The sequence below is a fragment of the Schlesneria paludicola DSM 18645 genome (assembly GCF_000255655.1).
In the GTDB taxonomy this organism is placed as follows: domain Bacteria; phylum Planctomycetota; class Planctomycetia; order Planctomycetales; family Planctomycetaceae; genus Schlesneria; species Schlesneria paludicola.
Window position 1 is genome coordinate 94,861 of sequence record NZ_JH636434.1, and the last position, 13,573, is coordinate 108,433.

Annotated in this window: 9 protein-coding genes; 3 read left to right on the forward strand and 6 right to left on the reverse strand. The window is 56.8% G+C overall.

Annotated elements, in window-relative coordinates; all coding sequences use genetic code 11:
- Positions 1–168: 168 nt before the first annotated feature.
- The 4 genes from OSO_RS0100645 to OSO_RS0100660 form a co-directional block, all read right to left on the reverse strand.
- Positions 169–3,681, reverse strand: coding sequence for an efflux RND transporter permease subunit (locus OSO_RS0100645; RefSeq protein WP_029246508.1), 3,513 nt, complete (start codon positions 3,679–3,681; stop codon positions 169–171).
- Positions 3,682–3,799: 118 nt separating this feature from the next.
- On the reverse strand, positions 3,800–5,200 hold the full coding sequence (locus OSO_RS41575) for an efflux RND transporter periplasmic adaptor subunit (protein ID WP_010581671.1): 1,401 nt from the start codon (positions 5,198–5,200) through the stop codon (positions 3,800–3,802).
- A gap of 119 nt (positions 5,201–5,319) precedes the next feature.
- Positions 5,320–6,279, reverse strand: coding sequence for a hypothetical protein (locus OSO_RS0100655; RefSeq protein WP_010581672.1), 960 nt, complete (start codon positions 6,277–6,279; stop codon positions 5,320–5,322).
- A 10-nt stretch (positions 6,280–6,289) separates the two neighbouring features.
- On the reverse strand, positions 6,290–6,793 hold the full coding sequence (locus tag OSO_RS0100660; protein ID WP_010581673.1) for a sigma-70 family RNA polymerase sigma factor: 504 nt from the start codon (positions 6,791–6,793) through the stop codon (positions 6,290–6,292).
- A 292-nt stretch (positions 6,794–7,085) separates the two neighbouring features.
- On the opposite strand from OSO_RS0100660, the gene OSO_RS0100670 reads away from it, so the two are divergent.
- The gene (locus tag OSO_RS0100670) at positions 7,086–9,482 is read left to right on the forward strand and encodes an arylsulfatase (RefSeq protein WP_010581674.1); all 2,397 of its coding nucleotides are present in this window, start codon (positions 7,086–7,088) and stop codon (positions 9,480–9,482) included.
- Positions 9,483–9,883: 401 nt separating this feature from the next.
- Here OSO_RS0100670 and OSO_RS0100675 read toward each other — a convergent pair whose 3' ends face one another.
- On the reverse strand, positions 9,884–10,636 hold the full coding sequence (locus tag OSO_RS0100675; RefSeq protein ID WP_010581675.1) for an SDR family NAD(P)-dependent oxidoreductase: 753 nt from the start codon (positions 10,634–10,636) through the stop codon (positions 9,884–9,886).
- Between the two features lie 472 nt (positions 10,637–11,108).
- On the opposite strand from OSO_RS0100675, the gene ycaC reads away from it, so the two are divergent.
- Together ycaC and OSO_RS0100695 are read left to right on the forward strand one after the other, a co-directional pair.
- Positions 11,109–11,732, forward strand: coding sequence for an isochorismate family cysteine hydrolase YcaC (gene ycaC, locus OSO_RS0100690; RefSeq protein WP_010581677.1), 624 nt, complete (start codon positions 11,109–11,111; stop codon positions 11,730–11,732).
- 253 nt (positions 11,733–11,985) lie between these two features.
- Positions 11,986–12,849, forward strand: coding sequence for a pirin family protein (locus OSO_RS0100695; protein ID WP_010581678.1), 864 nt, complete (start codon positions 11,986–11,988; stop codon positions 12,847–12,849).
- A 29-nt stretch (positions 12,850–12,878) separates the two neighbouring features.
- On the opposite strand, the gene OSO_RS0100700 is transcribed toward OSO_RS0100695, so the two are convergent.
- Positions 12,879–13,364 carry a styrene oxide isomerase gene (locus OSO_RS0100700; RefSeq protein WP_010581679.1) on the reverse strand — a complete coding sequence of 162 codons (486 nt, stop codon included), beginning with the start codon at positions 13,362–13,364 and terminating at the stop codon, positions 12,879–12,881.
- Positions 13,365–13,573 lie beyond the last annotated feature (209 nt).

Below are 13,573 nucleotides of genomic sequence, written 5' to 3' on the forward strand. Positions count from 1 at the left end.
ACGACTGCAGACGGTGGAAATGGGCATCATGCCCGTAAGGCGTCTCAAAGAAGATCGGCCGGACAATTGCGTCGGCTTAACATCAATCTGATAAATGCGTTAAGCACAGTCGACGTCAGCGCGCAGCGACAACTTGGACCAGCCAATTGCCCGTGCGCAGCCGCCATTTCAGTGAGCCAGATCCCCCGCACCCGCGGGTGGAGTACGGTGACCGTAAAAGCTGTAGAGGATTGGAGTCAGGTTCACGACAAGGAGCGTCGACATGCCTCCGACGACCACGATGGCCAGCGGCCGCTGAGAGTCCGATCCGATGGCCGTGGATAAGGCAGCTGGCAGCAGGCCCAGAATTCCGGTGAGCAGCGTCATGACCACCGGCCGAATCCGCTGCTGAACAGTCTGGAATAAAGCTTCCCTTAAGGGCACGCCGTGCGCTCGCTGAGCGTTGAATGACGACACCAGAATGAGTCCGTCCATGACTCCGACGCCTAGGATCGAGATAAAACCGACGGCGGCCGAAATGTTGAAATTGAGTCCTGCAAGCTTGAGCGCCCAGAATCCGCCCATGCCCATCGAAAGCACATTCGCAAGGACGACTCCCACATCCAGAAAGGAGCGGAATGCAAGATAAAGAAGCAGGCAGATCAAGATCATCGAAACTCCGAACATGCTGGCCATCCGCTGTTCCGCCTGTTCCATCTGACGGAACTCGCCGCTCCATTCCGCCCGGTAAGGTGATTTGATCAATGGGGAAACGGTTGCCCGAGCCTCGGCGACCGCCCCCGCGAGATCGCGGCCACTGACTTCAAATTTGATGGCAATGAATCGCTTTCCCTGTTCGCGGTAAATCGTCGATGCGCCGGGCAACAGGAACGACCCATCGGGATCGGGTTGACGTTGTGCATTCAGCGGCGTCACGAGATCCGCCAGGCGTCGCGTCGGTGTCCCTGTGGAAATTGCCGGGGCATTCACGTTACTTCCGGTCGCAGAAGGGAACGGCAAGGTTGTTCCAATCGCAGAGAGACCTGTTGCCCCGCCGCTGATGGGGGTGCCTGCGATCGTGACATTGTTGTCCGCAGTGGTGCTGTTCCCAACGGGGACAGGGATATCGAGAATCGCCTGTTCGTCGGCGCGCAGTCGCTCGGGCCAGCGAACGGTGACGTCGAAGGTTTTCTCGCCTTCCGTCATTTCTGTCGCGGCCTTTCCACCGACGGCCGACTGGATCACGCCCTGGACATCCGCCGCCGAAACGTTCCAGCGGGCACATTTCTGACGATCAACGGGAAACTCCAGATTGGATTGTCCTTGAATGCGGAACACACCCGCATTCACCACACCGGGAACCTTGTTCAAGCCATCGCGAACCTGCATCGCCGTTGTTTCCAGCGTGTCGAGATCGGGTCCGAAGATCTTGATCGAGTTCTCCCCTTTCACTCCAGACAGCGCTTCCATCACGTTATCGCGGATGATTTGCGAGATGTCCCAGATGGCTCCGGGAAACTGCTGTTCGAGTTCGAACGCCAAGTCGGCGACCATTTCGGCCTTCGTGCGCTGGCGTCCACGTTTCGCATTGATAGGCCATTCCCCCTGAGGTCGAAGAGGCAAGTTCGCTTCCATGTTGTAGTAGCCCCCGGTGTCCATTCCATCATCGGGGCGGCCAACGGTGTTCGGGATAATTCGAACCTCGGGGAACCGCTGAATCAGACGCCGGAAATCACGTGCCCTGTCAACGGCTTCACCGAACGAGACATTCATCGGGAATGTGCCACGCACCAGCATCCCGCCCTCCTCAAGTTCGGGCATGAATTCGCGTCCCATCTGCACGGCGGCCAGCCCGGTGAATCCCGCCAGGGCAAGAAACATGGCTAAGACAAGCCAACGGACCGACAGCAATGCTTTCAATTGGGCCAGGTACGTTGCTTGAAGCCCGTGAACAAGCAGGTTATCAGGCTTGGGCCGAACATTTTTCAAAAGAAGCAGGCACAACACAGGCGACACCGTGGCCGCAAGGATCAAGGCTCCGCCGAGAGCGAACGCGTAGGTGTCAGCCATCGGGCCGAAGATCTGGCCCTCGGGCCCTGTCATGGTGAACAGCGGCAGCAATGCACAGACCATCACGGCGGTTGCGAACATCAGGCTGCGCTGAACGCCCCCGGCAGCACGAGCGATCCGCTGCGCCAGCGGCATCTCGGGCGGATCGTCACCATGTGTCAGTCGGCGATAAATGCTTTCGACAATAATCACCGTCGAATCCACGATGATGCCGAAATCGACCGCTCCAATCGACAGCAGATTGGCGGACTTGCCGCGTAGAAACAAAACTCCAAACGCAAACAGAAGCGCCAGCGGAATATTGATCGCTGCAATCACCGCGGCCCGGACGTTGCTCAAAAACATCAGCAGGATGACCGTGACCAGCGTCATCCCCAGAAACAAACTCTCATGCACGGTCTCGGTCGTGCGCTCGATCAATGTACTACGGTTGTAGTATGGAATGATTTTGACTCCAGGCAGCAATTTGCCTGATTCATGCAGCTCGTCAATCTTGGCAAGAACACCCTCAAGAGTGGGAAGTGAGGCCTGTCCTTTCCGCATCAGCACGATCCCCTGAACGACATCCTCTTCGTCCTCCCAGACGTCCGTACCGTCGGGATTGGTAAGGGTGTTTCCATCGGAATCGGTTTGTCGATGACTGATGGCGGCCAGCCCCAGTCGCGTCTTATGGCCGACGACAACGCCTTGAGACATGAGCATCCGGTCGTCCACCCGTGGCAGACCATCGGCGTTCAGCATGGGCCCACCGTCGACCAGATGATCCACTCGGACAGGAACATTATTGACGCTGGCAACCACCACCTGGCGGATTTCCAAGCAGCGATTGACTTCCTCCGCTCTCAGAATCCTTGCCGCCTCGACCGGGTCACTGATCCCGAGAACGAGTTGCTGCGGATCTTGTCCACGGCCAAACAGGCCAATCGACCGAACCACGATGGTCAATTCGCCCTGCGTCAAATTGTCGCCGCTGCCGTTGGCATTCGCACTTTGAAGTGCGTCTTCGAGTTGCTTGAGTGTAATTCCATAGCGACGCAGCCGGATGGGATCGGGTTGGACCTCGTACCGCTTCTCCATGCCCCCAATCCCACTGACCCCAGCGACACCAGGCGCTCGCATCAGTTCACGCTCGACGACGAAGTTCTCGAGCGCCTGAAGATCGTTCAAGGTATAGACGGGTTTACCGGTGATGGGGTCCTGAGGATTTTCGAGAGTAAATCTCAGGATCTCGCCAACGGGTGACGCAGGAGAAATACTCGGCTTCACGCCATCGGGGAGATCGGCATTCGCCAGGCGATTGATGACATCCTGACGGGCCTGCTCATAATCCTTGACGTAGGTGAACTGATTGCGAAGGTGAGACAGCCCGAATAGAGACTTGCTACGGGTCGTCTCAAGGCCCGGCATTCCGGCCAACGCCACTTCCAGGGGGATACTCACCTGGCGTTCGACCTCTTCGGCACTTGCCCCGGGAAAGAGTGCGACAACCTCAATGATGGCCGGCGCAGGGTCGGGATACGCTTCGATATTCACGTGCGTGAACGCATACCCGCCGCCGATCATCAGTGCAACGGTCAGAATCATCACAATGAGCGGGTTGGCCACCGCCCAGTCAATCAACCTACGAATCATGGACGGCTAAACCCCGCGAGGACACGACCCCATCAGTATCAAAAGGGCAACCGTTCGAATGTCGCGTCGGGCGCGGCGAACGAGGGGTGCGAACGTTGGTTCAAGTCTAATTCGGCTCTTATCCTGGTCCGCGCGAGTCGGATGAGGGACTCGTCGGGGAACCTGCGATCGTTTTTGTGGACGCGGTCGGATCGGGAAGTTGGTCGATCGCATTCTGAAGCATCAGTGCCCCGGCGGTGACAATGAGTTCACCGGGCTGAAGTCCACTTTCCGCAGCTCGGACATAAATTGTATTGCGGAAGCGCCGGACCACATGCACGGGTCGCCGCACGAAGTGCAGTTCGCCAGAAGCCGGTTGAACGAACACCACGCTCTGGCGGCCATCCTCGACAACGGCGGTCACGGGCAACTCGAGCTCGTGCTCGGGCGGTGGCAGTTGCACCGTCACCGTGACCGACTGACCAATTTTGAGTAACTCGGACTGATTTTTCACGCGGCCGGTCACGAGCGCTGTGTGCTGGGTTGGATCGATGACCGCCCCGACCTTTTCCAGCATTCCGGGAAATGTCCCTTGCCGTGAGGGCAAACTGACCGTCCACAAGATGGGGTGCGGCAGCGATTCCAAGAGTGGCAAATCTTCTTCATAGACATGTGCCCAGACGGCGAGTTGCGACAGATCGCCGATTTTGAACAGATCCGTATCGGTTCCCACGATGTCGCCGACGACGACGTTCTTTTCCAAAATGACACCACTCATGGGCGCGCGGACTTCGACTTTGGCCCAGTCGTTGGCTTCGGCCGAAGGCATTGCCGTTTCGACGAGTTCGTCGGCCTTTGCAACTCGTGTGGCTTCCGCGTGAATTTCGGCAATGTCTTCATCCGTGACACGCCACGTTCGCAGTGACCGATCCAGGCTGGCAATTTCGACCAGGCGGCTTTGAACGTCCTTCTCGGCATCTCGATAGGAACGTCCGGCACCCGCCCCTTCCTTGAACAGTGTCTTCAGGCGATCGCGCAACTGCTCTTCGGCTTTCAGCTTGGTCAGGGCATCCACCAGTTCGCTCTTTTTCTGCCCCAGTTCGGTACTCCAGATGACCGCCAGCAGATCGCCGCGGCGCACTTTTTCTCCGACGCGAAGCGTGGGATCGGAACCGTCTGTGGAATGACCGAGCTCCACGACTTCACCACCGAATCGGGCATGCACGCGAGACAGTCGATCATTGTCCAGGGCCAATACTCCCTGAAACCCCGGCAGGTTGATGGCATGCGTCGGGGTTTGCACGGGGGCGACCGTCAGCCCCATCCGCTTGATCACGGTCTCTGGAAGCGTGAGTTCGTCGGCGCCGGACCGCTGGACCTTTGCCAAGTTGTCTGCGACCCCCTTGGTATATTCGTGATTGGACGCGGATTTTCCCAAGTGATGACGATTACGGGTTTCGTGAAAATAGAACGCAGCGCCGGCAATGGCGGCGATGACGCCGACGATAGCCACTCCCCGCATCGTCCTGGATGCGAACATCTTCATACTCGATTGACCTTTCTGACGACTTTCAGCTCGCCAATGCAAAATCACAACGTGCGACCACAAGACCACTCGCAGGAAACAGGAATCTCAGGGACATCGATTTCACGTCCCTGCTATCGCTGACTCACAAGATTCAAGGTCAAGCTGTCGACAAAGTGCCCTGGAAAATCTTCGTCCGCGTCCTCTGCCCCGGCGCGGACCACCGCAAGCTGAACAACCAAATACTTCGTTCCCGCCGGCAGCGCTAAGCGCGTTGTCACCTCTTGCCACGCCTTGGCGTCGGCATCGGCGCGGGCCTGAGTTCCGCTGAAGGCGAGCGCATTATTCCACTGCGGCGCCCCTTCTTCGGATGGTTGGAACGGTTCATCTAAAAACGAAAAAATCGCGATTCGGAATGTGTAGTCATTCTCTGGCATCGCTTCTTGAATCGAATTGAAAAATGCCGTCGCTTCGATGGAGGCAGGGTGATTCACGAGTGACTCCGCCACGGCCCCCAGGTCGACGATACGGTAAATCTCGCAGCCGTCTTCCGGTTCGGTGGTGGATTTTACGAATCTCAGCATTCTGCTCCCTTCAAAGGGAGTGACGTCCGAAAAGCGCCCCACGACTTCGGCTTCGTCTCCGTGCCACACCGCATTCAGCATGGCATCGGCGGGAAGGATCGTCTTTTTCTTGAAACTTTGTGCGGTAAGCTCAACGTGCTGCTTCGGCCCCAAGATTCCAGGAGCCCATGCCATCCAAGTCATTCCGGCGACGATTGTCACCGCCGCGGCAATCAATGCCTGACCACCCAGGCGTGACCGAAAAAAACGAGTGAGCCCCGCCGCGACAGGCAGCGACTTCGTCGTGGCCGACGAACGGCCCTGCATGCCAAGGCGATCGGCCAGCTTGGCCGTGCCGCTGAATTCACGCTCCAGCAGCCCATCAATCATCAAATGGTCCAAATACTCCGCCTGTGCAATCGGGTCTGCCGTCAGGCATTCATTCAGCCGGACAGCCCCATCGCGATCCAACGTTCCATCGCTCAGCTTCGCGATCAGCTCGCGCACTTCACCAGGTCGTGGATGATTCATGACTTCCCTCCTACAGCCGTTGCGACACACAGTTCAGCAGCGACTCGCGAATGCGGTAAAGCATTTGAGAAATCGCCCCGACTGTCTGCCCTCGCATCTCGGCGAGCTTCTTGACCGAACCATCCGACGCATACCGAATGGCTAGCAACTCGCGCTGTTCGCTCGGAAGTTGTGCCAGACATTCCCGAAGCGATTCCGCATACCGATTCACATCGTCTGCCATGGCCTCTTGTCGCTCACACAGTTCCCGGATGAGCTCTTCGTCAAAGATCAATCGGTCTCGGCTCATTTTCCGGCGGTAGTTCATTACGTGGTACCGGGCAATCCTGCCGGCCCAAGCCATGAAATTCGTTCCTTGCTCAAAGTCGTCCGCCTTGTGCCACAGAGTCAGACTCACTTCTTGAAGAACATCCTGAGCTGCGATACGGTCTGGCAGCAAAGACAGGATGCACGCATACAAACTGGGTTGCGACGCGGTCAGCAGTTTGACGAATTCATCCGAATTCTGATCCATGACATCCTTTCCTACAGTCAAATGTCCGCTCAATTGAGATTCTCACGGCGCATTTGAGGAAAAGCCGAAATATTTGCGAATTGATCGCCCCATGAGTTCAATTTAAAACGAGGCCCCCTTCCCTTCGATCGCCTCGCAGTTTGTGCACATCGTACACCACAAACACCGCAAAGCATTGTGGTGAAGACAGTTCCATCAGCGCAAAATTAACCACATCATCGAAGTGAAGTTGTGAACCTGATAGGCTGTCCAGGCGTGGTTCCATCGGTAAGTGCGCAGCGAGGATTGTACGATGAAAAGATTCAAAGTGGCCGGTGCAGTGATGATCGCTCTCGGCGCAGGGCTGGGCTGGTTCACGGCGTTGCTTCAGGTCCAGAGCCCTGTTCACGCGGAAACCAAAACGTCGGCGGCGGTCGTGGAAGCGATCGATCGAACGTCACTGCCCATCAAAGAGCCAGTTCCGCCGTTCATCACGGAACTTGACGCACGTAAGAGCAAAGCACCGCCACGATTTGAGGTCAAAACGCCCGACAAGGCGCCGAATGTCCTGATTGTCCTGATCGACGATATGGGGTTCGGTCAGTCCAGCGCATTCGGTGGACCGATTCACATGCCGACCCTGGAACGGATGGCGAAGGGGGGACTGAAGTACAATCAATTCCACACGACGGCCCTATGCTCACCGACGCGAGCCGCACTGCTCTCGGGGCGCAACCATCATGTCGGAAACATGGGTTCGATCACTGAGACCGCGACAGCCTTCCCGGGGCAGACCGGGCAACGGCCGAATGCCGTCGCGCCATTGGCCGAGATGCTGCGTCTGAATGGCTACAGTACGGCCGCCTTTGGGAAATCGCACGAGACCGCGGCGTGGGAAGTCAGCCCTTCCGGGCCAACGGATCGCTGGCCGACACGTTCTGGATTCGACAAGTTCTACGGCTTTATCGGCGGTGAATCGAATCAATGGGCCCCGGCCATTTATGAGGATATGACCCGGATCGAAGCGCCGGACGATCCGAATTATCATCTGATGACCGATCTCGCCAATCAGGCCATTAAATGGACTCATTTCCAGAAATCACTGACTCCACACAAACCGTTCTTCACCTATTTCGCTCCCGGCGCGACGCACGCACCTCATCATGCTCCCAAGCAATGGATCGAGAAATACAAAGGAAAATTCGATCAAGGGTGGGACAAGCTGCGTGAGGAAACTCTGGCGCGACAAATTCAATTGGGCGTCGTTCCCGCCGGGACGAAACTCGCCCCCAAGCCTGAGGCCATTAAAGAATGGAGCCAACTTTCCGCCGACGAGAAAAAATTGTTCGCCCGTCAGATGGAAGTCTTCGCCGGCTATGGTGAGTACGCCGATTTCGAAGTGGGGCGAGTCATTCAGGCGATCGAAGATCTGGGTCAGCTCGACAACACGCTGATTTTCTATTGTGTGGGTGATAACGGTGCGAGCGCCGAAGGAACCATGAACGGTCTCTATAACGAGATGACTTATTTCAATGGTGTCCACGAGTCTGTCGAAGAGATTCTGAAGCACTACGATGAACTGGGCGGCCCCATGTCGTATGGGCACTACGCCGCTGGATGGGCCGTCGCAGGAGATGCGCCGTTCACCTGGACCAAACAGGTCGCGGGAAGTTATGGCGGATGTCGCAACGGACTGGTTGTCCACTGGCCGCAAGGCGTTGCATCCAAAGGTGAAGTTCGATCGCAGTGGCATCACGTCATCGACATCGCGCCCACGATCTTGGAGGCGGCAGGACTGCCAGAGCCGAAGTCGGTCAATGGCACGCCACAGATTCCGATCCAGGGGGTCAGCATGCTGTACTCGTTCAACGACGCCAAAGCGAAGGACCGCCACAAGACTCAGTACTTCGAGATCCTCTGCAACCGTGGCATTTATCATGATGGTTGGCTGGCCCATACCGTTCATCGCGCGGCCTGGGAAACGCAGCCAAGGCGCCCGCTGCTCGAAGATCAGTGGGAACTGTATCACGTTGAGGTCGACTTCAGTTCGTCTACCAATCTCGCCGCGAAGGAGCCTGCCAAGTTGAAAGAACTGCAGGAACTGTTCTTGAAAGAGGCGGTTCCAAATCGGGTCTTACCTCTGGATGATCGAGTGCTCGAACGGATTAATCCCGCCTTGGCTGGCCGCCCTGATCTGATGGCTGGACGCACCTCGCTGACGCTCTACGAAGGCATGACGGGAATGACCGAGAATGTCTTCATCAACACCAAGAATCGCTCACATACGATTTCCGCCGAGGTGGTCATTCCCAAGGACGGGGCAAGTGGTGTCATCCTTGCACAGGCGGGCCGTTTTGGAGGGTGGAGTCTTTATGTCAAAGATGGCCGACCAATCTACACTTACAACTTCCTGGGCCTTTCCGCCTACAAAGTCGCATCGTCCAAGGCACTTCCCGAAGGCAAAGTCACGATTGTCTATGAATTCACCTATGACGGCGGCGGTCTCGGAAAAGGCGGCAAAGGAACCCTCCTGGTGAATGGTGAAAAGGTTGCCGAGGGGCGAATTGACCGAACCCAGGGATTCTTCTTCTCAGCAGATGAGGGGGGTGATGTCGGCCAGGACGGCGAGACCCCGGTGACGGACGACTATGCAGCAGGCGACAACAAGTTCACGGGCAAAATCAACAAAGTGACCGTCGACTTGAAGTGACCTCTTCAGCGTCACCGCTCACAGCCGGAAGAAAGAGGGGAACAGACACTTTTTCCCGATTAAACTGGAATCCTCAGTGTATCGACTCGGGCAAGCCTTCCCTTCGCCGCAGGAAAATGGGCCAGTCCCCGGCCTGTGAATGATGACCTTCTCAGCTTGTGTCCTCGGGGTCTCGGTGTCTGTGCCCGCACGGACACTGGTCGAGCCTGTCTCTCGTTCGGTTGTCAATTGAGTGGTGTGCAGACACAGAGACCCCGAGGAACACGAATGGCAGCGCGTTTATCGCCGCGTGAACGTGGCGTGCTCGCAGCTTGTCGTAATCATGGCGACCGGGACTGTCCGGTTTCGAATGCCCCGTGGCATCGGGACGCCCGGGCTGCCGCGCTTCATTCAACAAGCGGTTACCGCATTCCGCCGGAGATGTAGAAATTCTCGCCGGTGATCCAGGAAGAGTCAGACGACGCCAGAAAGACGACGGCCGGAGCAATATCTTGGGTCTCACCAATGCGACCTAGGGGTGTCTTCGCTTCAACCTGCTTGCGGAAATCACTTTCCGTGATGCCCTGGCTGTGGGCCCCTTCTGTGTTGACCATCCCTGGATTAATCGTGTTGACCCGGATCTGACGAGGGCCGAGTTCTTCGGCGAGAGCGCGGGTAACAGCTTCGACCGCGGCCTTCGTGCCGCTGTAGACCGAACCACCCGCGACCGGTGAACGGGCCACGACCGAACTGATATTGATGATGCTACCACCGTCAGAACCAAACAACTTGACCGCTTCCTGTGTCGCGAACAGTAGCCCCAGTACGTTCAAGTCGAATTGCCGATGAAAGTGTTCGGCAGTGATGCCTTCCAGTGGAGCGAACTCATAGATTCCTGCGTTGTTAACCAGGACATCCAGCCGCCCGAATGCTTTCTTCGTCTCCGCAAACAGCTTTTGAACGTCTGCCTGATTCGCGACATTTGCCTGCACGGCGACAGCTTTACCACCTTTGTCGGCAATTTTCGCCACAACCCGGTCGGCGCCTTCTTTGCTTGAAGAGTAGTTGACGACGACCGACGCCCCTTCAGCCGCCAATTGCAAAGCGATTTCGGCCCCGATTCCCTTCGATGCGCCTGTCACAACGGCCACTTTTCCGCTCAATTTTTTCGACATGATCAAGTTCCTATGTGTTGACAGTTCCCTTCAATCAATTCGGCGGTCATTTGAACCGCCTGACACCACGGAATACTACTCCGTCCGAGCGCGCTTACAGGCATTCTGAAGAATTCGACGCAACGAAAACAATGGTGTGTGACAGGCGCCGTACGAGAATCAAGGTCGCGGGCCATCGCCGGTCCTTCGTTTGGCGAAGTACGAAGTCGTAACCGGCGACCACGGTGGACTCGGCCTCGATCCAGATGGTGACCACCGAGACCCGATGAATACCATGGCACAAGTCACCCGATTTCGGCGGACGGTGACGATCCCACAGGCGGTTCAATATCTCCTTGCGATGCCGTCTCGCGGCGGGTATGAAATCAGACGCGTCGGAGAATCCATTCACTTTTAGAAATTACGGCCTCTTCCACCTACGCCGACGACTTCTGAAGGTGAATCAACAACCCAAGAGATTGAAACCACAACGATGAGCGAGAATTTCAAGTACAACCGTCTCGACAAGAATGATGCCGCGGTCTTGCTGGTCGACCACCAATCAGGGCTGTGCAACATTGTTGGTGACTTTTCACCGGACGATTTCAAGAACAATGTGCTCGCACTGGCCGACGCCGCGAAGTACTTCCAACTGCCGACGATTCTCACGACGAGTTTCGAGAAAGGTCCCAATGGACCACTCGTTCCGGAACTCAAGCAGTTGTTCCCCAACGCTCCGTATATTGCTCGGCCTGGAAACATCAACGCCTGGGACAACGAGGATTTCGTCAAGGCCGTCAAGGCCACCGGCAAGAAGCAACTGATCATCGCAGGCGTCGTCACCGAAGTCTGCGTCGCTTTTCCGGCGCTTTCGGCTCGGGAAGAAGGCTACGAAGTCTTCGTCGTGACTGATGCCTCGGGAACGTTTAACAAGACAACCCGCGACGCGGCCTGGGCTCGCATGCAGGCGGCCGGTTGCCAACTCATGTCGTGGTTCGGGATGGCCTGTGAACTTCACCGAGACTGGCGAAACGATATTGAGGGCCTTGGCACGCTGTTTTCGAATCACTTGCCGGCCTACCGAAACCTCATAACGAGCTTTAATGCACCGCGATGAGGTGTGCCGGTAACATAACAGTTCACAGCCCGAAGAGAGGGGGACAGGAAAATTGTCCCGGTTCAATCGGAATCCACAGTGCATCGACCAGAGCAACCCTTCCCTTTGCCGCGGGCAACTAAGCCAGTCCCCGGCCTTTGAACGGTTGTGGTGTGCCGACAAACTGTCCGCGTTGTGACGCATTCCTGACGTCGTGGTCCATTGGATGATAGCGACGTCAGGATTTTGATGATCGAGCATGAGGGATGTGATCATGTGGAAATCGGTTCGAGGCATCGTGAGTGACATTCCGCAGCATTGGGTCGGCGACGGATTTCCGGTGCGAAGCCTGTTCTCGTATCAGGACAGCGACGAGTTCGATCCGTTCCTGCTGCTCGACTATGCGGGACCTTACAAATTCGCACCGGCAGAGGTCACTCGCGGTGTGGGCGAGCATCCGCATCGTGGCTTCGAAACCGTGACGATCGTGTATCAGGGCGAGTTGGAGCACGGTGATTCGAGCGGCAGTCATGGAACAATTGGCCCCGGCGAAGTGCAGTGGATGACGGCCGCCTCGGGCGTCGTCCATGAAGAATTTCACAGCGCGCAATTTGCGCGCGAGGGCGGCACATTGGAGATGGTGCAGCTCTGGGTGAACCTGCCAGCCAAGGACAAAATGTCACCCCCGCGCTACCAGGGAATTCTCAACTCCCAAATTCCGATCAAGGCGCTGCCGGACAATGCGGGAACGGTTCGAGTGATCGCAGGCGAATGCTTTGCAACGCCCGGCCCTGCCATGACTTTCACGCCGATCAACGTCTGGGATTGCCAGTTGAACGCAGGCGGACATGTCGAGTTCGCCATTCCCGCAGGGCATACCACATTGCTGATCGTTCAAAAGGGCGAGATTCGCATCGGCGACTCGACCGCCAAAGCCGTTGAACTTGTGTCACTTCATTCAGAAGGAGATCAGGTGCGAATCGACTCCGCCAGCGAGTCTCGCGTCCTCGTGCTGACAGGCGAACCGCTTCGCGAACCCGTCATCGGACAGGGCCCCTTCGTCATGAATACCCGCGACGAAATACGCCAGGCGATTCAAGACTTCCAATCCGGTCGCATGGGCCGTTTGGCGCATTGAACGGTAGCGACTCATCGTCAATTCGCGGCTCACCACGTTTTGTCTTGCGGTACCAAAACATTGGTCGACGAAGAAGTTGGATCGTGCTTCAGGAACCCGATCATCAACAGTGTCCAGGACAGAATCAATCCGAATGCAGCGGTAATGTGTGTGAGCTTGATGGCCAGTTCCTGCCAAGGTTCTCCGCCGGTGGCACCAGATTGGCCTGCGGAGATTGGTAGCATCTGAACCGTGCCCCACCAGCCATTTGCGGCTTCAGACAGCGCCATCAGCCATGTGGCCCAGGTGGAACCTAGCATCACCCAGAGCGACTTCCGGCCGACATGATGTGGCAGGGTAAGGAGCAACAAGCCAAGCGCGGTAAACAACAGGCCGTTCGTTTCAAACTGAATATGAGCGCCCAATGCGAGTCGCGGATAGGGGGTGAGAGGAATGACGAGGCCCCAAACGAGCCCGGCCAAAATCATCGCGATTCCGTGAATCACGATTTGCCTGCCACCACTTGGTACGCTCACAATGCAACTCCGTGACAGCCCGATCTGAAACTGGTGAACGGTGACGGCATCCTGACTTCGGCGAATGGCACCCCTTGGTCTTGATGAGAACAAGGGGCGTATCAATCGCATGACTTTGCGGGAAATCGTAACAGCCGAAAATAACAATTGTCGTGTGAAGGCAGTCTAGAGAGCATTTCATAACCGCCTCATTGTAATGAGCGCGCAGG

Excerpts from the sequence above, each read along its gene's own strand:
- OSO_RS0100645 (WP_029246508.1), bottom strand. The coding sequence starts at position 3,681 with ATGATTCGTAGGTTGATTGACTGGGCGGTGGCCAACCCGCTCATTGTG.
- OSO_RS41575 (WP_010581671.1), bottom strand. The coding sequence starts at position 5,200 with ATGTTCGCATCCAGGACGATGCGGGGAGTGGCTATCGTCGGCGTCATC.
- OSO_RS0100655 (WP_010581672.1), bottom strand. The coding sequence starts at position 6,279 with ATGAATCATCCACGACCTGGTGAAGTGCGCGAGCTGATCGCGAAGCTG.
- OSO_RS0100660 (WP_010581673.1), bottom strand. The coding sequence starts at position 6,793 with ATGGATCAGAATTCGGATGAATTCGTCAAACTGCTGACCGCGTCGCAA.
- OSO_RS0100670 (WP_010581674.1), top strand. The coding sequence starts at position 7,086 with ATGAAAAGATTCAAAGTGGCCGGTGCAGTGATGATCGCTCTCGGCGCA.
- OSO_RS0100675 (WP_010581675.1), bottom strand. The coding sequence starts at position 10,636 with ATGTCGAAAAAATTGAGCGGAAAAGTGGCCGTTGTGACAGGCGCATCG.
- ycaC (WP_010581677.1), top strand. The coding sequence starts at position 11,109 with ATGAGCGAGAATTTCAAGTACAACCGTCTCGACAAGAATGATGCCGCG.
- OSO_RS0100695 (WP_010581678.1), top strand. The coding sequence starts at position 11,986 with ATGTGGAAATCGGTTCGAGGCATCGTGAGTGACATTCCGCAGCATTGG.